This is a genomic window from Catalinimonas locisalis (genome assembly GCF_038039535.1).
In the GTDB taxonomy this organism is placed as follows: domain Bacteria; phylum Bacteroidota; class Bacteroidia; order Cytophagales; family Cyclobacteriaceae; genus Catalinimonas.
This window is the reverse complement of record NZ_JBBPHP010000007.1, coordinates 262998-284936: the sequence shown is the minus strand read 5'-3', so window position 1 is coordinate 284936 and position 21939 is coordinate 262998. Positions and strand designations below refer to the sequence as shown.

The following is a 21939-nucleotide window of genomic DNA, read 5'->3' as shown; positions in this document are numbered from 1 at the left end:
AAATTCTGCTCGGTTCTTTCTGGCTAATATCGTAACTTTAATCAACTATAATCCAATCATGCGTAACATCAGTTAATCACTTATATCATGGGAAAATACCACGGGCAATGTAGGAAGTAGCAATCTTCTCTACCGAACTTACAAATGAAGCTGTCCTTAAATCTGGAATATTTTTGGTTTTCATCAACTCACGTGTATCATGGTAAGCATTCACCATAATTTCCTCCAGTCCAGAATTCACAATATCCACTTCTCCAGGACCAGTTTCCATCAGCTTATGCTGTACATCAGAAAGCTTACCTCCGGTCAGTTCTTCCATCGCTTGCAGGATACGGCGGTTATTTACTTCTTCATAACGCTTATCCATACGTCCGAAAGATACTCTTGATAAATTTTTAAGCCACTCAAAGTAAGAGACTGTTACACCGCCAGCATTGAGATAGAGGTCGGGAATAATCATCACATTTTTATCCAGAAGGATAGCCTCAGCTCCTTTGGTAACCGGCCCGTTGGCAGCTTCAGCTACAATCTTAGCTTTAATTCTGGGGGCATTTTCTTCAGTAATTTGATTTTCCAGGGCAGCTGGCACCAGTATATCACACTCGTATTCCAACATTTCCTTAGCGTTTTCTACGCTTTTTCCTTTTTGGTAGTTGATGATTGCACCACTGCTTCCTTTCAGATGCATAAGCTCCTCTATATCCAGCCCATCTTCGTTATAAATCCCACCATTGTATTCGGCTACTCCTATGATGATAGCCCCTTCTTCCTGTAGAAATTTTGCCGAATGATAACCTACGTTACCCAGACCCTGAATAATAATCCTTTTACCCTGTAGACCGGTACTTAAGCCCAGTGCTTTCATATCTTCCGCTACGCTTACTGCCTCCCGTATACCGAAAGACACTCCTCTACCGGTAGCTTCAGTTCTGCCACGTATCCCATGCAAAGAGATAGGCTTCCCGGTTACACAACCATAGGCATTGATCTGTTCAGGAAAGAAGGTACTGTAGGTATCAGCAATCCAGGCCATTTCCCGCTCTCCGGTACCGTAGTCAGGAGCAGGTACATCTAAAGCCGGACTGATGAAGTTCTTTTTAATTAACTCGGAGGTATAGCGACGCGTTACTGATTCCAGTTCAGAAACTTTGTAGTCTATTGGGCTAATGCACACACCACCTTTAGCGCCTCCGAAAGGCACATCCATCAGAGCACATTTAAAGCTCATCAGGGAGGCTAAGGCCATTACTTCATCTTCATTTACATGCTTGCTGTAACGTATACCTCCTTTTACCGGCAGACGATGGTGAGAATGCTGTACACGCCAGGCGGTAATTACCCGGTAACCACCGTTAGCCAGCTTAATAGGAAAATGGAACTTGTAAATGCTATTGCACTGCTTGATCTGTTCTATAAGTCCCTGAGGGTGATCGGTGTAGGTTGCAGCGCGGTCTATGTAACTACAGACATCTCCAAAAAAACTGTAATCGCTCATAATATAAGGGTAAGAGTTATAAACTTTTAAAAAATAATTCTATAAAGTTACTTACGGTAAATAAAAATCAAAGACTATATCCCGCATACATTTGAAATGGCCCTTGGGACATTTATTGTAACCAATCTTAGAACAAGGTCTGCATGACAGTTTGTTATTCTCAAATATGGTGAATTTTGTCCTGTAAGGATACATCCCAAACATCGGAATAGTATTACCCCAAATAGAGAAAATTGTTTTCTTAAAAGCCGCAGCAATGTGCATTAAGCCGGTGTCGTGAGTAAAAACATACTGGGCATTTTTGACAATGGAAGCTGATTGGTTGAGATTAAATTGTCCACAGGCATTGAAGATAATTGCTTTCTTGTTAAGCTCATTCTGCAGTTGCTGTTCAAGCGGAGCGGAGGCTTCAGTTCTTTCAAAAAATTTCACAATCTCCTCTCCTGTTTCTCTGTCGTTTTTATCCCCTAGCAATATTATGGGCTTATTGATACGATCACAAAGCTCTATCATCCGGTCAAGCGGCAATTTTTTGGTATTGAACTGGGCACCGATAGCATATACTACATATTCTTTCTGATGCGTTTCAGGAAGCCACTCCAGTTCAACCTCATCTTTTTCAGGAATGAAATAGTCCAGCCCCAGGCTATCCATCTTCACTCCCAGGGGAGCTACCGCCTCCATGTATCGGTCTACAATATGGACGTTAGGCAATTTATTGATTTTGAGATTGGTCATCAGCCATTTCTCCACATTAAGCTTAGGAAAGCTGTAACTCTTTACCCCTAGCCTTTTTTTAATGATCAATGTGCGCAGATTATGGTGCAGATCAATCACATAATCAAAACGTTCGGCTTTCAACTCTTTAATGAGTTCACCCAGATTTCCATCCAGCAGGTGAAGCTTGTCAATGTAAGGATTGGCAGCCAGTATGTTCTGGTATTGCTTTTTCACGCAGTAGTGCACTTCAGCCTGCAATTGCGTTTTGATTGTTCGGGGAACCGGGGTAGTGAGTACAATATCACCGATTGATGAAAAGCGCAGAATTAGAATCTTCTTTTTTGCCATGGCGCAAAAATAAAAATTAAGCCAGTGCAGCAGTATCTTAAAGACAGTTTTTTGAAGAATTTCAGATTACTTCCCAATTCGTGGAGAATTTTGCTGTAATACTGCGTTATATAAGAGCTCACCCTATTTATTTTTACGGTGAAAAACGTTATTTTATCGTAAAGAGCCTTAGGTTTTGAGTTGATTATGATTAGATTATCCGGCAAGTAAATTTGCATACTATGGGAATAAGATTTTACTGGTTTTTAGCAATGCTTGGTCTACCCTGTCTGAGCATAGCACAGATAGTACAGCCAGATCGCATTGAGATAGAGGTAGAAAGTACAAGCAATGAATTCGTTGTAGTTTCTGCTGACGAAAACGGCCTGCTCATTTTTAGGGATTCTGAAGAACGTAATCCGGAGGGCAAACACATCTGGGAATTTCACAAGTACAACACTGCGCTGAAGCAGGAATGGAGACGGGATCTGGCCATTGAGTCAGACTATATTCTGAGAGGCTATGATTATGACAAAGGGCAGCTTTGTGTACTTTTTCAGGATGGCCCCTACCAGGATCGTAGATGGCCAATGCTGAATATGTCCGTGGAAACAGGTGATACTGTTCAACACTTTATCAACCGCGTGGCGCCTGTTAATCTGGAGTATTTTGAAATTGTAGGTCAAACGGTAGTACTGGGAGGTCAAATCAATTATAAGCCAGTCGTCATACACTACGATATGCTTACCAGCCGCCTCAGAGCACTGCCTGGCATTTATCAGGAAAACGGAGAGCTGATTGATATCATCCCTAATGAAAATGACAATACTTTTGATGTCCTCATTGGAGAAATGAATGACAATCGTGTCAAAACGGTGACGCTCAAGGCCTATGATCAGTATAGTAACCTTTTGCAGAGTGCTCCGCTCAATACAGAAGACCGCAAAAACTTATTAGATGCTCAGGTCACCGAGTTTGACGGAGAAAAACAATTTCTGGCAGGTACTTATGGTCCCCGTCGTTCTCGCTACTCACGAGGTATATTTATCGCTTCGGTACAGCCTAATGGTGAGCAGGATATCAAGTACTACAATTATGGTGATCTCAACAACTTTTTCAACTATATGCGCGACAAGCGGGAGGCTCGCATCAAACGGCGTATTGAGCGTAGAAAGCAGAAAAACAAAAAGCTTAAGTTCAACTACCGTATGGTGATCCACGAACTCATCGCTGATAATGGTAAATACATATTGCTGGGCGAAGCTTATTACCCTAAATACAACAGCTATTACTACAGCGGTTTTTACGGAGGTTACCCTTCACGCTACGACAATATGTATTTTGACGGCTACCGCTTTACTCATGCCATTGCAGTTTGTTTTGACAGAAAAGGCAACCTCCTCTGGGATCATGCTTTTAAGCTGGACAATGTCAAAAGCATGCAACTCAAACAACTGGTGCATGTGAACGTGCAGAATGATAGCGTAGTACTGATGTACTCTTATGAAAAAGAAATCACGACCAAAGTCATCAGAAATAATGGTGAGTATGAGGAAACTACCACCAAGCCTATCAAACTGGCTAATGAAAGTGATACCTTAAAAAATAAAAACGACAGCGAGATCGCTGGCATTGAGAAATGGTATGGTGAGTACTTCTATGTGCATGGCACACAAGATATTAAGAACAGCCAAAGCCGAAGTTTAGATCTCAAACGAAAGGTTTTCTTCATCAACAAAGTTGCCTACGATGGCAGTGGCAGTTGACGAAATGAACATTTTTTTCAGACAAGCCGGCACATTTTTGTATGTTCCGGCTTTTTTATGTCTATTCATGCCAGAAAAATTGCTCATTTACTCTTGCAAGATGTAACTTAAGCCTTGTAACTTGCGGCGTATTCATGAAACAAATAAAACAAATCATAGATCAGCCTTTGCTGGAAGTAGTCCTTAGCAGACTATGTCACCAACTGCTGGAAAATCATACCCCCTTTGACAATACTGTCCTCCTGGGTTTACAACCCCGGGGCATTCACCTGGCCGACCGTATCAAAGCACGATTGGAAAAAATCACTGGTCAGAAAGTGCCCTTAGGCTATCTGGATACTACTTTTCATCGGGACGATTTCAGGAGAAGAAGCATACCACTGACAGCCAGCACCACTAAAGTTCCCTTCCTCATAGAGGACAAAGAAGTAATCCTGATTGATGATGTACTCTATACAGGTAGAACAGTACGGGCTGCGATGGATGCCATGATCACTTTTGGCCGACCCAGTAAAGTTGAATTACTGGTTTTAATCAATCGTAAATATGCCCGTCACCTGCCCATTGAAGCTGATTACGTTGGTCAGGCAGTTAATACGCTGGATAGCCAGCGGGTAGAGGTACTGTGGGAAGAGCAGGGTGAGCAGGACGGTGTATGGTTAAGCAATAAACAAGAAGACGAAGCATGAACGCATTGCGCAGCAAACACTTATTGGGAATCAAAGACCTGAGTGGAGAAGAAATTCAGCTCATTTTTCAAACTGCTGACAGTTTCAAAGAGGTTATTAACCGACCGATCAAAAAGGTGCCGTCGCTGCGCGATATCACTATCGCCAATGTTTTTTTTGAAAACTCTACCCGCACCCGCCTTTCCTTTGAACTGGCGGAAAAAAGACTCTCAGCGGATGTGGTCAACTTTTCTTCTTCGGGCAGCTCGGTAAAAAAAGGAGAAACCCTGCTGGATACGGTGAATAATATTCTGGCAATGAAAGTAGACATGGTGGTGATGCGCCATGCCAGCCCGGGAGCACCTCACTTTCTGGCCAAGCATATACAAGCCAATGTTGTTAATGCTGGTGACGGCACGCATGAGCACCCTACACAAGCCCTGCTGGATACTTACTCTATCTATTCAAAATTTGGAAGCGTAGCAGGAAAAAAGGTAGCGATCATCGGTGATATTTTACATTCCAGGGTTGCGCTTTCTAACATTTTTGCGCTTCAGAAACTGGGAGCTGAGGTGATGGTATGTGGCCCTGCTACGCTCTTGCCTCGCTATGTAAAGCAACTGGGCGTACAGGTAAGCCTGGATGTGCGCGAAGCCTTAGAATGGTGCGATATTGCTAATGTGTTGCGTATTCAACTGGAAAGGCAACAAGTGAAATACTTCCCTTCTCTCAGAGAATACTCGCTTTATTATGGAATCAACCTGAAGCTGCTAAATAGCCTGAGCAAACCTATTACCATTATGCACCCTGGCCCGATTAATCGTGGGGTAGAACTAAATAGTGACGTTGCCGACTCAGAGCATGCCATCATTCTGGAGCAGGTAGAGAATGGCGTGGCTGTAAGAATGGCAGTACTTTATCTTCTGGCCAGTAAACATCAGAACTAATTTCAAATTAATACATTCATATTTCTAATAATGCCTATCAGGATGATCATTCATGATTGTGTTAGGTAACAGGTAGATACGATAGAAAGCTGAAAAGATGGAAGAATAAACTGTTGAAAAGTGGGGGTGATGCAGCGTATCTGAAGCAAACCGAGATTAAGATATAGCGTGTTGGCACAATCTGTTCTCCATTGGCAAAAAATCAACCTTCATGCAATTCATCAATAGATTTGTTCTACTGTATTTCCTCAGTGTTTTTTTCTTTAGCTTTTTATTGCTCAACACCTATTCTTTTGCGCAGCGTCCTGATAAAACCGACAGCCTGCAAAGACTCCTGACTAATTCTCAGGATACCAGCCAGGTGCATCTGCGGCATAAGCTCTCCAGAGCTTATCAGCATCATCAGCCGGATAGCGCGTTGGCCTACGGACAAAAAGCCCTTCACTTAGCTGAAAAAATACAGTACGAGAAGGGAAAAGCCGATGCATTACATCATATTGGTATATTAAAGAGAGATAAAGGAGATTTCTCTCATGCATTGGAAGATATGTTTGTCGCGCTGGAAATCTACCAAAAAATCAAAGACAGCGTGCAGATCGGCCATGCCTACAATGATATCAGCATCGTCTACGGCCTTTCTAATGATTTGGCTACTTCCAGAGAATACTTTCAGAAAGCGCTGGATGTATTTAGGAAGACCGGTAACGCTCAGGGGGAGTCTTATGCACTGAACAATATCGGAGCTATCTATGAAGAAGAAGGAAACCTGGATAAAGCTAAGGAGTATTACCTGGCCTCCATGCTTATTAAGCAAAAAAGAAAGGATGCTTACGGTATATCCCGGGGTTATAATACATTGGGAAACCTTTCTAAAAACCAAAAAAAATATGCTGAAGCGCTTAACTATTTCTTTAAGGCAGATAGCTTATTCATCAAACGCAATGATGATATTGCCCGGACCCACAATCTGAAATCCATCGCACAGACTTATCTTGCTTTGGGCGAGCTGTATCTTGCCAGAGACTATGCCCAGCAGAGTTATGCCATTGCAAAACAACTCAATAACAACCGCTTTCTGGAAAACACTCTAAAAGAACTAGCCCGAATTAGCGCTGCCCAGGAAGATTTTCAAGCTGCCTATCAATATCAGCTACTTCATGAGGCAGTTATGGACAGTTTGCATAAGGAGAATGAAGAAGAATACCTTGCCGAACTTAAAGCGAGATTTGATGATGAGCAGCAAAAAACAGAAATCGCCCTGCTAAAAAATGAAAAGATGCTGCAGGAGGCATCCATCGTACAGCAAAAAACCATGATATTTTCGCTGGTCATCGGGCTACTGCTTACCGCGGGTTTTTCACTTGCATTGTACCGTGCCAATTATCGTAATAAGCAGAAAAATGTACTTCTGGCCAGTAAAAATCAGGAGATTCAATTTCATACACAGGAAATGGCGGGACAAAAACATGATCTGGAGCAGCTCAATTCAACCAAGGACAAACTGTTTTCAATCATATCCCATGATATTCGTAGCCCGCTTAATTCACTGAAAGGTTTTTCCAGTCTGCTGGCTCAGGAGATAAGCATTATGAGCAGAGATGAGATGCAACGTACCAGCAAGCAGATTAATATTGCATTAGACAATCTAAGTCAGTTACTGGACAATCTGCTCAATTGGTCATTGATGCAGACCGGAAATGCCAAACCGGAATTCACTTCAGTGTATGTTAATGAGCTAATCAGCTTCAATATTGAACTTTATCAAGCTACCGCAGCAGAGAAGCATATACGCCTTGTCCATGAATCCGCTACGGATGTGTATGCCTGGGCAGATTATCAGTCGGTAAATACCGTGATTCGCAATCTTCTTTCTAACAGTATCAAGTTCTCCTACCCCAACTCTTCTATTTACATAGATACTTTACAGCACGAAGGTTTTGTAGAAGTTCTGGTCACTGATCAGGGAGTAGGCATGAGTGAAGAAGTACTGAGCAGTATCTTTTCTATTGACAAAAAACAGTCTCAGAAAGGCACAAATAATGAATCCGGTAGTGGCTTTGGACTCACGCTTTGCCAGGAATTAATCCTTCAAAATCAAGGCCAGCTCCGGGTTAGCAGTAAACTTCAGGAGGGTAGTACATTCAGTTTTTCTTTACCGATAGATAAATTTAAAGGAGAAAAAATTCATCAATAAACATTAAGTATTTAGAATAAATAATGAGATTTTACTTCTATTAGACAACCCTAAGCCATTATTGACGTGATAATTAGTAAGTATTATCATTTTTTTATCAATTATTTATTAAATAATTTTTTTATTATGAAGCTTTACAAACAATTGATACCAATTTTAGGAATTATCTCAATATTATTTACCCAATGTGGCCCTACAGTTCAAACCAATAAAACAGCCAGCGTAGACCTGTCTAAGTTTGATACTTATGCCTATCTTCCCAATAGTGACACTGTTGACTATACCAGGCTTCAAGAAGAGTTGGTAGAAGAGAAAACGATGGAAGCTATCAATACCCAGATGCAGGAAGTTGGTTATAATGTCAATAAAGATAATCCTGATTTGCTGATTAAAACCCATATCATGTTTGATCAGGAAGAAAATGTAGTGGCTGACCCTATATATACTTCTTATAATTATTATTATCCCGGCTATTCTGTGGGATATACTTCTCCATACTATTATACTGGCTATACAAACGTCAATAGAGTAGCAGGATATGACATTGATGAAGTTGAATATACCGAAGGTACTATGGCAGTAGATATCATTAATGCCGAAACGAATGAAATTGTATGGAGAGGATGGGCTGAAGAAACGATTTCTCCGGATAATTTTGAAGAAGACCTCAAAAGCTATGTAGAAGAAATCTTTGATGAATATCCGGTTGAAGATGCATAAGCATAAGGTATAACACAAAATTTAATAGCGTCTTCGGTAAAATGATTTTACTGAAGGCGTTTTTTTGTTTTTACATTAAACAGTGGTTTGCCAAGCTTAGAAAAACTAAAGCTAAACTACCTTTTTCTCCATAGCCTGTTCAGTCTCTACGGCTGGCAAATTGATCATGATTTTAGTTCCTACGCCTAGCTCAGACTGAAGTTCAATAGTGCCCCCCAGTTTCTCTACTGTTTCTTTTACAATGTATAAGCCTATACCTGAGCCCGTAGAAAGATCACTACCCCGATAAAACATCTCAAACACTTTGGACAATGCAGTAGCACTAATTCCAATACCGTTATCTTCCAGTATGATACCTGCAGCCTTATCTTTGGTTACATTAATGTTGATTTGTAAATAATTATCTGCGTTTCGGGGATTGAGGTATTTTATCGCATTTGAAAGAAGATTGCGAAAGATGATCTGAAGTCGCCTGATATCACTATAGTGTTCTCCTTCTAAATGATAAGTTTCGTGTATATGTAAGCGTGAAGAGTTTTCCATGTACTGAAGTTCTTCTCTCACTTCTTTCAGAAGTTCCGGAAAGCTTACTTGCTCCCGTTCTATTTGCATACGGGAGTTGCGAGAGTAGTCCAGAATATCCTTTACAAAGCTATCCAGTTTATGAATACTTTTAGAGGTCATTTTAAGGTATTCCTTGAGTTGCTGCTTGTCATTTTCATCCTCAATCAATTCTACCAGCCCTAAGATGGAAGAAAGGGGAGCACGTATGTCGTGGGATACTCTATACACAAAATTATCTAACTCCTGATTTGATTTTCTGAGATCAGCAGTACGAATTTCAACTCTTTCTTCCAGTTGCTGATTAATAGATTTCACTTCCTCATTAGACTCTGCCAGTTCCTCAGCCTGGGTTTGAATCTCTTCTTTTTGCTCCTGTATGAGAAGGTTTTTTTCATGTAAAGCCTTGTTTGCCTCTTGTAAAGCATGGTTAGTAGATTGTAACTTCTTTGTTCGTACTGCAACTTCAGATTCTAACTTTTTTTTCTGACTACTGATTCTTCTTAGCCTCAGGTAATAGCCAGCATATATAAGTCCTGCGAACAACAAGAAAAATAATGATCGTGCCCACCAGGTCTTCCACCAGGGAGGAGTTACGATAATCGTTAACTTACGCGAATGAGTATTATCAGGACTGATAGTTGTGACTATAAACTCATACTCACCGGGATCAAGGTTAGTATAGGTTGCTTTTCGTTCATTACCTACTTTCTGCCAGCTTTCATCCACAAATCCTTTAAGCTTGTACTGGTATGATACCTTATCCGGAAACGTGTAATCAAGTCCGGCATACTCAATGCTAAATACAGATTGATCATAGCGAAGCGTAATTGTATCGGTGACATTGATATGTGTTTGCAATGGGGAGTTCTCCTGACCAATAGAAACAGGCTTATTAAAAATCTGAAAGTCGGTGAATACAATCGGTATCTGGCGTATAGTTTCGTTCAGACTATCCGGGTGAAACATATTGAAACCATTGGACCCACCAAACAACATCTCTCCTGTTGGAAGATGTGCAGAAGCTACACGATTGAACTGTAAACCCTGAAGCCCGATACGCATATCATAATTTTTGAAAGTTTGTTCTTCCGGTGTAAAGCAAGAAATACCTTGGTTTGTACTTAGCCAAAGCTGCCCCTTGGTATCTTCTTCTATCGCGTGTACATGATTGCTGGGAAGTCCGTCATTGATCGTGAAAGTCTTAAATTTACCGCTCTTTCTATCAAAGGATTTAAGCCCTCCTCCTTCTAATCCCAGCCAAAGGTTCCCCATACTATCCTCAAAAATGCACTGGACCTGACTTTTGCTTTCCCCCTCTTCCCAAATAAGCTGTGGGGAAAAAGTCTTGGTATCCTTATCAAAGTTGAAGAAATTGCCCAGTGTACTTCCAATCCAGATGGTATTGCGGGAATCAATAAGTAAGGAAACAAATCTGCTATCTTCTACACCATCGTGAGAAACAATCTTCTCATCAAAATATTCAAAGCTTTCTGTTTTGGGGTCTAAGCTATTTAACCCACCACCCAAGGTAGTCATCCAAATCATGCCTTCATCGTCTTCAGCCAGACTAAGTATATTATCGTTATTAGGACCATTACCAGGTCCCATAGCATGAGTGTAATGTTTAAATGTATGCGTAACGGGATCAAAAAGATCAATGCCACTATTCCAGAAACTCACCCACACTCTTCCCTTACTATCTTGCAGTAAGGATTTGACCTTATTTCCTCCTATGCTTTTGGGATTAGCCGCATCATGTAGGAAACTGGTAAACTTACCATTCTCAGGGTTGAAAATGTTGAGCCCTCCCCCATCAGTACCTATCAGTATTGTATTATCATCCAGATAAAGAAAAGCAGTCACATTGTCATAGGACAATGTGTTTTCTCCAGGAATAGCGTAATAATGTAATGTACTGATATATGAATCATCAAAGATATTGACTCCCCCATTATAGGTGCCTACCCACAAGCGCCCTTCATGATCAGTAAATAATGATTTTATCTCGCTGCCGGATAAGCTTTTAGGGTCATAAAGACCTTTTTTGTATACATAAAAATTCTCTTCTTCTTCATTAAACTGGCATAATCCGTTATCCGTACCCACCCAGATTTTTCCATCCATCGTCTCGGTGAAGCTTATCACCTGATTGTTACTTAATGTGGTAGGGTCACCGGGCTGATGTGAAAAATGTTTGAAATTACCGGGTTTATTATCCTCCAATAAATATATTCCTTCATTAAAGGTTGCAATCCATAGCCGATCTTTGCTGTCGTAGTACAGCTTAGATATATCATATTTGGTAATGCCTGATGGATCATTATTCTGCCGTGTTTCGCTGGTAAATTTTTCACTAACAGGATCAAGGTAAAGGAGTCCATTCCCGTAGGTTGCTACCCAAAAATTACCCTTCTTATCCTCAACAATAGAGGCAAACTGAGCGGGACTAATACTATCCTTGTTAATCGGCTGAGAAGTATACAGCTTTGCCTGTAGTGTGGATGGCTTTATTTTGAGAAGTCCTCGGTCAGTACAAGCCCAGATATTTCCCTCACTATCTTTGTATAGTTCGCTGATAAAGTTAATATCTCCAAGATCATTCTGCTGGGGAAGTATCAGTTTCGGATGCTTAAAATTATCGGTTTTCCTATCATACAGGCATATCCCTCCTCCCCAGGTGCCCACCCATAGGTTTTTTTCGTCATCTTCTACCAATGATATAATGAAATTACTGGGAAGGCTAGTACTATCACCTACTACAGAGCGATAAGTTTTGAAGTCATGTCCCAAAAATTTGTTGAGTCCATCGGGTGTGCCTAGCCATACTATACCTTCAGTATCCTGATAAATTTCTGAAACGTAATTGTAGGATAAGCCATCCAACACCGTATAATTTTTAAAAACCACAGGGGGCTTTTGTGCAGTGCTATACTGACTGAAAAACAGAAAACACAAACTAAGAATAAAATAAAGCGGAGGGTGAGGCTTAATTTTAGGAGGTTTTAGTTTGTACATGTATGAGCTTGGTTAATTCAAAAAGCTATCTCTTCTATCAGATGCAGGAAGCCGGGTATTGACAGATAAAATTTTTTGCAATAGTTATAATTTGTAGCCTGTTGAGAATAGAACTGAGTTATTTTGATCATGCATTACTTAGTTAACTCAATCTGAGCTCCGTTAATTGATTTACTCTTAAACAGTTTTATCAAGCCAGAGCAAAGTACATCAACTTTTGCCATAACCATTTCGTCATTCTCTACAATTTCATCACATTCAATATGCAATCTAAAAACTTCTTATAATAAACTGCTTAGTCTGTACATGAGGCGAATTTCTAGCTTTTGAAGACCTTTAACAAATTCTGAAATATTATTAGCATGACAATTATAGAGTCGGTTGTTTCAACCCATATGATTTCCTGATATTTGCCTCAAAATGCACTCAAAAATCCTGCCTACATCTATTTGATCAAGAAGTCTGTCTAGCTTATGATGATAAGATTCTTTTTTCATGTTCTCACAAAAGCTTCCAAATAGGTATCTGAACGCTAATCTTCATTAAGCGGTTACTCTAACTCACACAGTGCATATTAAGAGCTAGGACTCAATTTATATAAACAATGTTAAGCCTGACAGTCCTAAAATTGCTGTAGGTTGATTATACTTTTTTATATTGCCTGCTATATTATGGTACATTTCCGGTTTGTGAAGACCGCAGCCCACTTTCAGAAAATGTGCCTTAGTATAATCGCCTGCTTGTAAATCGTAAAAAGCATGGCAACTTACCGTTTGAGCGGTAATTCGTAATTTAATTAATCTTGCACCATATCATAACAAATGAAGAAGTTTGATCTAACGCTTGAAGCCATTAAAAACATTAAACAGATAGGAAGTATCGCTTCCAGCAGCAGATTTCTCACCCGAAAAATTATTAAAGAAATTGATTTTAGCCAAAAGATCAGGGTACTGGAGTTAGGTGCCGGGAATGGTGTATTTACCAAGGAAATACTAAAGAGAATGTCAGCCAACTCCGAACTTTATACCTATGAGAATCATGATGGATTTATCCCTTTGCTCAGGAAGATTAAAGATAAAAGGCTGTTTCTGAAAGCTCAATGCGTATCCAGTATAGAGCAGCTTCCCGATGATTATTTTGATATTGTAGTCTCCAGCCTTCCGTTGGCCAATCTTAGCGATTCATTTAAGGAGAATATTTACCGTGCGATTCAGTCCAAGCTAAATGATTCGGGCATTTTTATACAATATCAGTATCTACTAAATGATTATCGGGACATTGAGAAAACATTTAGTATTTGCAAGCTGGGCTTTTGCCTTTTTAACCTGCCACCGGCATTTATTTACAAAGCGAAAATGCTGGAAGCTGAGTCTATTGAGCTTACCAAAGCCTCTTAAAGAAATTGTACATTCCCCAGATGTACCCTTTAGTATAGATATGACATTCCTATGACATAGATATGACTTAGCTATGACTGATCAATGTTTAGATCTTTTGTACTTTTCTTATAGCTGAGTAAACAAGCTTTCCGATAAGCAGATAAACTTACTACTTCTCAAATTTCGCAAAGATATCTTTGATGCGGCGCATCTCCTGCACCAGTTCCAGCCCCTCGGTGGGAGGAGCCTGCTCAACTACCAGATAACCACTGTAGCCTTTATCAAGTAGTGTACTTACGATCTTTTCTCCCTGGGTAATGCCTTCTCCGTAAGGCACTGACTTATAAGTACCGAAAGCGACCACATCTTTGAGGTCAACATGGTTAATCTTTTCGTGGAAATGCTCAATCACATCAAAATTACTTACCGAGGCCCCGTCAAAGTGCCCCATATCCAGACACATGCCTACATGGGAAGAATCTACCGCTGAAAATATCTTTTCGTAGTCTTCTATGTTTTCAATATTGTTGTTGGCGTGGTTTTCTACTGCAATGAGTACGTCCATCTCTTCGGCAGCGGGAGCCAGTTCTTTGAGGGTTTCAATTACATTTTCCAATCCTCCGGCTTTGCCCCTTCCCGCACCGGTGAACTTCACCCGGCGGCAGCCCAATGCTTTTGCCTGCTCCATAAGCCACAGCTTGTGGGTAACATCTTTGAGCACATTATCGCCAAAAGAAGTGCCTTGCAGGGAAATAGGCTTAAGTCCGTTTTCGTAGCAGCGTTCTCTTATACTGGCTATCCCAGAAGGCGTAATATTGCGTGGATACCAGACATTGAACTCCACATTCTTTATGCCGGTTTGAGGGATGATCTCAAAGGCAGGCTCAAAGTTTTCGTCTCCAAAACCATCCAGACAGATGGTAGCAATAGCCAGTTGTACTCCCTTCATATCATCCACATCTTTTTGAGTGCTGATAGAACTTCCAGTACCCATACTCAGACCTGCCAGAAGTGCAGATGAGCTCTTTACGAATGAGCGCCGGTTGATTTTATTTTCCATAGGTTATTATTGCTTTATTTAAGTGAGACCAGATAAGCGATCAGATGGTTAAATTCTTCCTGGGTCAGGGTATTTTCCAGCCCCTCAGGCATGAGCGAAGTGGGGGCAATACCATAACCTTTGGGCGCTTTATAGTTAACAAAAGCTCCGGATGGCATCAATAATTCAGCGCTGTTGTACCCTACATCTATCTGACGTCCATAATGGGTTTGCCCGCTACTATCCGTTACATACCAGCCCTGCCACTCGGGAGAAATAGCTGCTGAAGGTTCCAGTATGGCAGTGATTAACTGCTCCTGAGACTTGCTGCTGCCTACATGAGAAAGGTCAGGGCCAAAATCTCCTCCCCAGCCCTCTACTTTATGACAGCGCTGGCACTGGGTACTGGCCAGTTGAAAAACCAGCTTACCTTTTTCAGCATCACCTTCATCATTTACTCCCTGTCTCCAGGCTTCATCTGAGGCTGGTCGGTCTTCCGGAGCCAATGTACCTCTACACAGCTGCCATATGTGGCTTAGCTGCCGGGCATTGTCACTTTTTTTATCAGCAATAATTTGTTCAACATTGGCACTCAGCCCCTCTTTGCCTCCACAACGACAGAGGTATCGTAATGCAGTCTCAGCCATATTTTCACCTTCCTGCTGAAGCAGGGACTGCACATCTTCACAGTAGAGACTGTTTTGATACCCCAGTGAAATCAGTGCCTGGGTACGCAGGCTGGTCTGGTGGTTTTGATCCATGACAATACTTAGCATAGCCTCTGCTACCTGTTGATCATTGGTGCCCTGAAGGGCGTGTAGCAATGCTGATTGAAGCGTCTCGTTTCCTTCTTTCAGCATGTTCAGAAGGGCAGTTTTATGCCCTTGCGGATTTTCCAGATAAGGCAGTGCGGTAGCCCGGATTTCATCCGAAAGCTGTTTATTCGTCACAATAGAGATCAGGTAAGCCGAAGGGAGTTCACGCTTGATCTGTTTGGCTTCTGCTTCTGTTTTAGTTGTATAATTACTTATATATTCCGGCTGCAGGTGGCGAATGGTAGCTAGATAAGTCTCAAAAAGCGAAGCACTGATTTGCCCATCATACAATGCCTGCTCTATAGTGGAAAGCAGATCTCTTCGCAAATGGCTGCCGATGTAAATCAGGGCCATTCTCCGAACTTGCTCGTTTTCGTCCTGCAACAAGCTTTTCAACTCATCTTCGCTCAGCTTTTCAGATGACTTTGCCAGGGTCAGTAAAGCCTGGAGGCGTAATGCATCATCTTCCTGCCTGATCAAATCGTGGAGTTCCGGAAAATAAGCAGGATTTTGACTCAGCGAATGGCGCGCAACAGCCTGCAGGAAAACATCGCCTGACTGTAAGGCTTCCCGGTGCTGATCAAAATTTTCAAACTTATCATACAGCTCAAAGAAGTTTGTGGCTGACTGTTCATCCAATGCAACTGTCTGAGCTTGGGGCTGCATAGGTTCTTCTTTGCTGCCAGTAAGCCGCCATATTCTCCCCTGCCCATGATTAGGATACTGCCGAACTACCCAGTCGGTAATGTAAATATCTCCTTTGCTGTTAGCCGCCAGAGCTACCGGATGAAAAGTACTATCCCCCTGTATAATTACTTCTGCCTCTCCGGTCACGCTACTCATATTTTGCTTTAGCGGAACCCTAACGATATTATTCTCCTCCCAGATTGTGGCTAAAATATTGTCCTCGTAGTCGGAAGGAAAATTGCTGAAGCTGGCATCTATCAGTCCGGAAGGAGCTTCACCCAGGGCTGCGGCATAGGGTAAGGTGCCGGGTAGTTCGCCATTCCAGGCCAGGTAAGGATGAATTCCGCTGCCTCCGTACTGGGACTGATAGCCGTAATCTCCGCCGGGCACAATTTCCAGCAGCCGATTGGGCCCCCGACTGTCGGGATCGTTGTCTACCAGCATCAATCTGCCCTGGCGGGAAAACTTAAGGTCAAAAGGATTCCAGAATCCGGTAGCTATTTCTTCCACTGCTGAGCCATCAGGACGGCAGCGGAAGACATTACCACCATCACCATAGCCTACAATAGCTGAACCATCAGTACCCTCAATCTCATAGGCCAGACTACCACAGTTACCCCTTGATACATACAGCCAACCATCGGGTGCATAAGTTAAACCCAGAATACCCGCATGATCATACACATCCTTAGGGGTATGCATTTGTAAAATCAGCTTCCGCTCATCGCTCACGCCATCCTGATCGGTATCCTGAAAAGAAAGCACCCGGTCTTTTTCTGTCAGGTAAACGATATCTTCAGGGCCTATACTTAGGTTCATGCCGTCGTTGATACTATCTGCAAAAATGATCCAGGTATCGGGCTTCCCATCCTGGTTTTCGTCTATTCCTTTTTTGATGCGGTCAAAGTTTGGCCCCTGATAATCTTTAGGAGGCGTATGGGTATGAGACTCCAGAACGTAAATATTATCATGGCTATCAATTGCCAGTCCAATGGGTGTCATGATGGTGGGTGCAGTCTCTATCAGTTCCAGTTGTAGCCTTTCATCCAATACCTGAGGCATAAATGCAAGCTTTTCTTTCTCCTGATCGTCAGAACAGGCTACCAACAACAAGATCATAAAACTCAGAAAAATATATTGATTAGGTTTTCGCATCAGTATCTATTTAGGGTATCATAGTGTTGAGGAGTTATGATTAATGGATTTGATACATATTACCCCCTAACACTATCAGTACGAGTTTACAGAAAATCAGAGGCACTGCCAACAGATTTAACTTTTGCTTAACTTTTTTAACGCCTGTTTAAGAGATCACTTGAATATCATTAACAGGCTTGAGTAAAGTAAAAGTAGGATAGAAACTTCCATTAGTTTTACCATCTTTTGATTCCACTCACTCCTAAAATAAAACAAAATACACGAATCACTTGCCCTGCAGGCTTGTTATTAAAGTTAATGTCAACGAGTTTTGTATCAAAAAATAATTTAACAATGAATAATGATCCGGAACTGAACGGAAAATATCTGGGTACAATCACGAAGGACTTTGTAGTAGTTTCAGAAACTTTGAAGGAAGCCTCGTATCAAATACGTAAGCGTGGTTTTTCAGACTACCCAATCTTCCCGATTGCCAAAGTGGAATTACCGATCGGCAAGACGCTGATCGCAAGGGGCGAAATGGCTACCAACTGGCACTATAATGTCACTTATCTGGATGAGTTCCTGCAAAGGAAGTTGGTAACCGATGAAGACGACTTTAAAAAAGCTTACAAAGATCCTGATGAGTTTTGCTGTCTTTTTGTGGTAGACGATGAGTTCACCAACTTTGTGTTTATTCCTTACCCTGAAGAGTAAATACAAGCATAAAAGCATATTTTATTGCACTTTATCTAACGAAAGTGCCTCTATGCTGTTTATTCAAACAAGTTGATTCGTATCACCCACAACTAAATTTATTTTTTAGCTTTTTCTGATATTTCATGCAGATTTCTAAATTTTCGGCATTAGCCCGTCCTCTGGATATATCATACCGCAGCAACTTCAGCATATTGCTTTTATGCATAATTACATTATTAGCTGCCTTTTTCTACCAATGGAGTTACCTGGATAATGTATTTGGCAAGAGTGTATGGTGGGCTGGTCAGGCTATGCTTACAGTATTTCTGGCCTGGGCACTGGGGAGAGAGATTGATCCCGATGTAAAGGCGACTGCATTTTTAGCTACCCCTTTTTCCCTTGGGTTATTTCTATTTGCTGGTAGTTTTGAGTGGCTGGTCCTGGTAGCCATGCTGATGCTGCTCAGGGTATGTAATCATTGCACGGGGAATACAGTAAAATGGCTGGATGTTATCTTTTGCCTGGGGCTATGCGCTTACCTCTGCTGGCAGGGACATTATCTGGTAGGCTTTGCCTTTAGCGCGGCTTTTCTGGTAGACAGCCGCTTCCCTCCGGCTAATAAACTGAGCCTGTGGTATGCAGTAGCTGCACTACTGATGGCTATCCTGTCCATGATCTTTTTTCCAGTAGAATTAACTAACAACGAATTCCTCTTCTCAGGCTGGTGGATAGCCGGGGTAGTATTGGTACTTCTTATTTATCTACTGGCCATACGGGAATACAAGCGGCCTCACTCTACCGAGGACTATAGGGTACAACCTCTGAACGGCCCCCGGGTACAGAGTGCGCAACTTATAGTCATGATTTTTGTACTGGTGATTTACCTGACGCAGAATTTTATGGCCAGCATGGAACTGGGTGCAATCTGGGCAGTCATTATCAGTTTGGATCTCTTACGCTTTTATCAGCTGCTTACGAGGCGTTCTCTTTATTGAAATGTGCCCAGCCCTGTGCCTGAATAGGTACTGCCTGTTGTGCTCTGGTAATCAGATTTACACCTTTCTTCGTTTCATGCACATAGCCTATAAAGTGGATATCCCGGTGGTTTTTGATCTTTTCAAAGTCATCCTGGGCGATGGTAAAGAGTAGTTCATAATCTTCCCCTCCGTTGAGCGCACAAGTATTGGGATCAATCTTAAATTCAGCGGCAGTGTTATAAGTAAGCTCATCTATAGGAAGGTTTTCCTCATAGATATTCATGCCAGCATTGGATTGCTCACAAAGGTGGAATATCTCCGAAGCCAAGCCATCAGAGACATCAATCATGGAAGTAGGAATGATCTTTAAGTCTCGGAGTTCGTGGATAATATCCATGCGCGCTTCGGGCCGAAGCAAGCGTTTGACGATATAGTCATAAGACTGAAGCTGGGGCTGCATTTCCGGATTCTCTTTAAACGTGATTTTTTCCCGTTCCAATACCTGTAATCCCATGTAAGCCGCACCCAAATCACCACTTACGCATACAATATCATTGTGCCGGGCACCATTCCGGCGAGCCAGCTTATCTTTTTCAACTTCGCCTATTGCTGTGATTGAAATCACCAGACCGGCCTGAGAAGCAGTAGTATCACCGCCTACCAGGTCTACTTTGAAGTTTTCGCAGGCAAAACGGATACCCTGGTAGAGTGCGTCCACTGCTTCAACAGAAAAACGATTACTCAAGCCAATGCTTACTGTAATTTGTGTAGGGATGCCATTCATAGCTGCTATATCTGATACATTTACAGCCACTGCCTTATAGCCGAGATGCACCAAAGGCGTATAGGAGAGGTCAAAATGGATTCCTTCGGTAAGCATATCGGTACTGATCAGCATATATTTCTCACCGGTATCTATAACTGCTGCATCATCTCCAATCCCAACTTTGGTAGAATCATTTACATTTTTAAACTGCTGCTGAATATGCTTAATCAGGCCAAATTCTCCTAAGTGGGCTATTTCTGTTCTTTTGGACTGTTCTTCTGACATAGTTTTGTGTTCTAAGTGTTATGGTTTGATAGTGTTTTAGTGCTTTACAAAGCACTGCAATTCATCATTATGCATTATTCATTCATCACTATCCAGTATTTCCTGACATAACTCTATCAGTACACCATTGGTTGACTTTGGATGCAAAAAACAAATCAGCTTATTATCCGCACCTGCTTTGGGAGTTTCGCTGACGAAGGTAAACCCTGCGGCTTTCAGTCGGCTGATTTCATGCTCAATATCATCAACCTCAAACGCCAGGTGGTGGATTCCTTCCCCTCTCTTCTGGATAAACTTATCAATGGCTGAGTCAACATCCAGAGATTTTAATAGTTCCAACTTCGCATTGCTTAAGCGAAAGAAAGTGGTTTTTACATTTTCGCTCTCAACTTCCTGGGATTTGTAAGCTTCCTCTCCCAAAAGGCGAGCAAAGAGCGAAGCTGATTCCTGATCTTCTTTTACAGCGATTCCAATATGTTCTAGACGCATCATGCTATGAAACTTTTTCTTGAAGAGCACAGTTCAAATTTATATATTACCTTGATAGTTTATAAATTAGCGGCTCGTTTAAAACAACCTATCGTAAGGCCTTATCCTATTAAGAAACAGCCCTTAAAGGGATTAAGTTGACTCACATTTGGATAGCTTTAGGTCCTTTTGTTACTTAGAGAAATAGGATATTACTTTACATTAGTAAGTTAGGACGTAAAGTTCGTGTTAAATATTGGCTTAATAAAATTTACTTTACAATGATAAAAGTCACAGACAAAGCAAAAGCAAAAATTTACGCTTTGAGAACTGAGGAAGGCTACACCGAAAATCATAACATCAGGGTAGCAGTGAAAGGTGGAGGTTGCTCGGGTCTTATGTACGACCTGGTCTTTGACAGCAAAGTTGAGGATAATGATCAGGTGTTTGAAGATAAAGGGATTAAGATATTGGTAGACAAAAAGAGTCTGCTTTATCTTTTGGGTACTACACTTGACTTTTCCGATGGTCTGAATGGTAAAGGATTTCATTTTGTAAACCCTAATGCTTCCCGGACCTGTGGATGTGGCGAAAGCTTTGCCGTTTAAGAGATATTAGCAATACCATCTCAAGTTTTCAAAGCCAGAATCAGTAATGATTTTGGCTTTTTTATTTTTGTACTACACTACTCCCCTACTCATTTTGATATCGCATTGTAAAATAAGCATACATATTTTCTATCATTTACCCCACGTAAACACATGTCACAGGAAAACCCTCAGAAACTGACGCTTAAAACAGAGCAGGCTGATCTCACTTATCTGTATACACTCTCCGATGGAGATATAGACTTTATGCAGGAAATGGTGAGCGCTTTTATCAGTGAAATTCCTGAAACGATATCGCTTTTTGAGCAGTACTTGAAAAGTGAAGATTGGCAAGCAATAGGAATGTTAGCCCATAAAATCAAACCCTCCATACAGACGATGGGCCTGAACCATACCTATGAGTTGATGAAGATCATAGAGGTTAATGGTAAAAAACAGCAAGAAGTGGATGAACTTCCTACTCACACAGCCCAATTATTGAAAACCCTACGGCTAGTAATTCCTGCTTTACAGTATGAGTTGGACCAAAAATTTCCCAGCTATACCGCTGAGAGATAATGCTAAGAACGAGTTTTTTTTAAGCAGCTTTTTTCTCCATTGAGCTGCATCAGCTGTAAAACGCTCTATCACCACTGGATTTACAGTGGTGTAATGCTGCTTATG

17 protein-coding genes are annotated in these 21939 nt (G+C 41.5%); 10 read left to right on the top strand and 7 right to left on the bottom strand.

What is annotated here, in order from left to right:
- Window positions 1-85 precede the first annotated feature (85 nt).
- Together WJR50_RS12295 and WJR50_RS12290 are read right to left on the bottom strand one after the other, a co-directional pair.
- Window positions 86-1495 (bottom strand): Glu/Leu/Phe/Val family dehydrogenase, encoded by a 1410-nt coding sequence (locus WJR50_RS12295; protein ID WP_341293578.1) that lies wholly within the window; start codon window positions 1493-1495, stop codon window positions 86-88.
- 51 nt (window positions 1496-1546) lie between these two features.
- Window positions 1547-2563 (bottom strand): glycosyltransferase family 9 protein, encoded by a 1017-nt coding sequence (locus WJR50_RS12290; RefSeq protein ID WP_341293577.1) that lies wholly within the window; start codon window positions 2561-2563, stop codon window positions 1547-1549.
- A 221-nt stretch (window positions 2564-2784) separates the two neighbouring features.
- Between WJR50_RS12290 and WJR50_RS12285 the strand changes: the two genes are divergently transcribed.
- The 5 genes from WJR50_RS12285 (at window position 2785) to WJR50_RS12265 (ending at window position 8837) form a co-directional block, all read left to right on the top strand.
- On the top strand, window positions 2785-4308 hold the full coding sequence (locus WJR50_RS12285) for a hypothetical protein (protein ID WP_341293576.1): 1524 nt from the start codon (window positions 2785-2787) through the stop codon (window positions 4306-4308).
- A 134-nt stretch (window positions 4309-4442) separates the two neighbouring features.
- Window positions 4443-4997 carry a bifunctional pyr operon transcriptional regulator/uracil phosphoribosyltransferase PyrR gene (gene pyrR / locus WJR50_RS12280; protein ID WP_341293575.1) on the top strand — a complete coding sequence of 185 codons (555 nt, stop codon included), beginning with the start codon at window positions 4443-4445 and terminating at the stop codon, window positions 4995-4997.
- The gene (locus WJR50_RS12275; protein WP_341293574.1) at window positions 4994-5923 is read left to right on the top strand and encodes an aspartate carbamoyltransferase catalytic subunit; all 930 of its coding nucleotides are present in this window, start codon (window positions 4994-4996) and stop codon (window positions 5921-5923) included. The genes pyrR and WJR50_RS12275 overlap by 4 nt, the downstream gene beginning before the upstream one ends.
- A 211-nt stretch (window positions 5924-6134) precedes the next feature.
- Complete coding sequence (locus WJR50_RS12270; RefSeq protein WP_341293573.1) at window positions 6135-8117, top strand: tetratricopeptide repeat-containing sensor histidine kinase; 1983 nt, start codon at window positions 6135-6137, stop codon at window positions 8115-8117.
- A 126-nt stretch (window positions 8118-8243) separates the two neighbouring features.
- Window positions 8244-8837, top strand: a complete 594-nt coding sequence (locus WJR50_RS12265) for a DUF4136 domain-containing protein (protein ID WP_341293572.1) — start codon at window positions 8244-8246, stop codon at window positions 8835-8837.
- A gap of 111 nt (window positions 8838-8948) precedes the next feature.
- Here WJR50_RS12265 and WJR50_RS12260 read toward each other — a convergent pair whose 3' ends face one another.
- The gene (locus WJR50_RS12260) at window positions 8949-12416 is read right to left on the bottom strand and encodes a sensor histidine kinase (RefSeq protein ID WP_341293571.1); all 3468 of its coding nucleotides are present in this window, start codon (window positions 12414-12416) and stop codon (window positions 8949-8951) included.
- Between the two features lie 821 nt (window positions 12417-13237).
- Between WJR50_RS12260 and WJR50_RS12255 the strand changes: the two genes are divergently transcribed.
- On the top strand, window positions 13238-13813 hold the full coding sequence (locus WJR50_RS12255; RefSeq protein WP_341293570.1) for a class I SAM-dependent methyltransferase: 576 nt from the start codon (window positions 13238-13240) through the stop codon (window positions 13811-13813).
- Between the two features lie 151 nt (window positions 13814-13964).
- On the opposite strand, the gene WJR50_RS12250 is transcribed toward WJR50_RS12255, so the two are convergent.
- Both WJR50_RS12250 and WJR50_RS12245 read right to left on the bottom strand, forming a co-directional pair.
- Entirely contained in the window at window positions 13965-14855 is an 891-nt protein-coding gene (locus WJR50_RS12250; RefSeq protein WP_341293569.1) for a sugar phosphate isomerase/epimerase family protein, read from the bottom strand.
- 14 nt (window positions 14856-14869) lie between these two features.
- Complete coding sequence (locus tag WJR50_RS12245) at window positions 14870-17491, bottom strand: PVC-type heme-binding CxxCH protein (protein ID WP_341293568.1); 2622 nt, start codon at window positions 17489-17491, stop codon at window positions 14870-14872.
- Between the two features lie 336 nt (window positions 17492-17827).
- Here WJR50_RS12245 and WJR50_RS12240 point away from each other — a divergent pair, with 336 nt between their 5' ends.
- Both WJR50_RS12240 and WJR50_RS12235 read left to right on the top strand, forming a co-directional pair.
- Window positions 17828-18190: a hypothetical protein gene (locus tag WJR50_RS12240; protein WP_341293567.1), complete on the top strand. Its 363-nt coding sequence runs from the start codon at window positions 17828-17830 to the stop codon at window positions 18188-18190.
- A gap of 125 nt (window positions 18191-18315) precedes the next feature.
- Window positions 18316-19167 carry a hypothetical protein gene (locus WJR50_RS12235; RefSeq protein WP_341293566.1) on the top strand — a complete coding sequence of 284 codons (852 nt, stop codon included), beginning with the start codon at window positions 18316-18318 and terminating at the stop codon, window positions 19165-19167.
- On the opposite strand, the gene thiL is transcribed toward WJR50_RS12235, so the two are convergent.
- Together thiL and mce are read right to left on the bottom strand one after the other, a co-directional pair.
- Complete coding sequence (thiL, locus tag WJR50_RS12230) at window positions 19145-20200, bottom strand: thiamine-phosphate kinase (RefSeq protein ID WP_341293565.1); 1056 nt, start codon at window positions 20198-20200, stop codon at window positions 19145-19147. The two genes, WJR50_RS12235 and thiL, sit on opposite strands and share 23 nt — an antisense overlap.
- A 78-nt stretch (window positions 20201-20278) precedes the next feature.
- The gene (mce, locus tag WJR50_RS12225; protein WP_341293564.1) at window positions 20279-20692 is read right to left on the bottom strand and encodes a methylmalonyl-CoA epimerase; all 414 of its coding nucleotides are present in this window, start codon (window positions 20690-20692) and stop codon (window positions 20279-20281) included.
- Between the two features lie 257 nt (window positions 20693-20949).
- Between mce and WJR50_RS12220 the strand changes: the two genes are divergently transcribed.
- Window positions 20950-21276 (top strand): HesB/IscA family protein, encoded by a 327-nt coding sequence (locus WJR50_RS12220; RefSeq protein ID WP_341293563.1) that lies wholly within the window; start codon window positions 20950-20952, stop codon window positions 21274-21276.
- A gap of 153 nt (window positions 21277-21429) precedes the next feature.
- On the top strand, window positions 21430-21834 hold the full coding sequence (locus WJR50_RS12215) for an Hpt domain-containing protein (RefSeq protein WP_341293562.1): 405 nt from the start codon (window positions 21430-21432) through the stop codon (window positions 21832-21834).
- The last annotated feature ends 105 nt before the right edge of the window (window positions 21835-21939 follow it).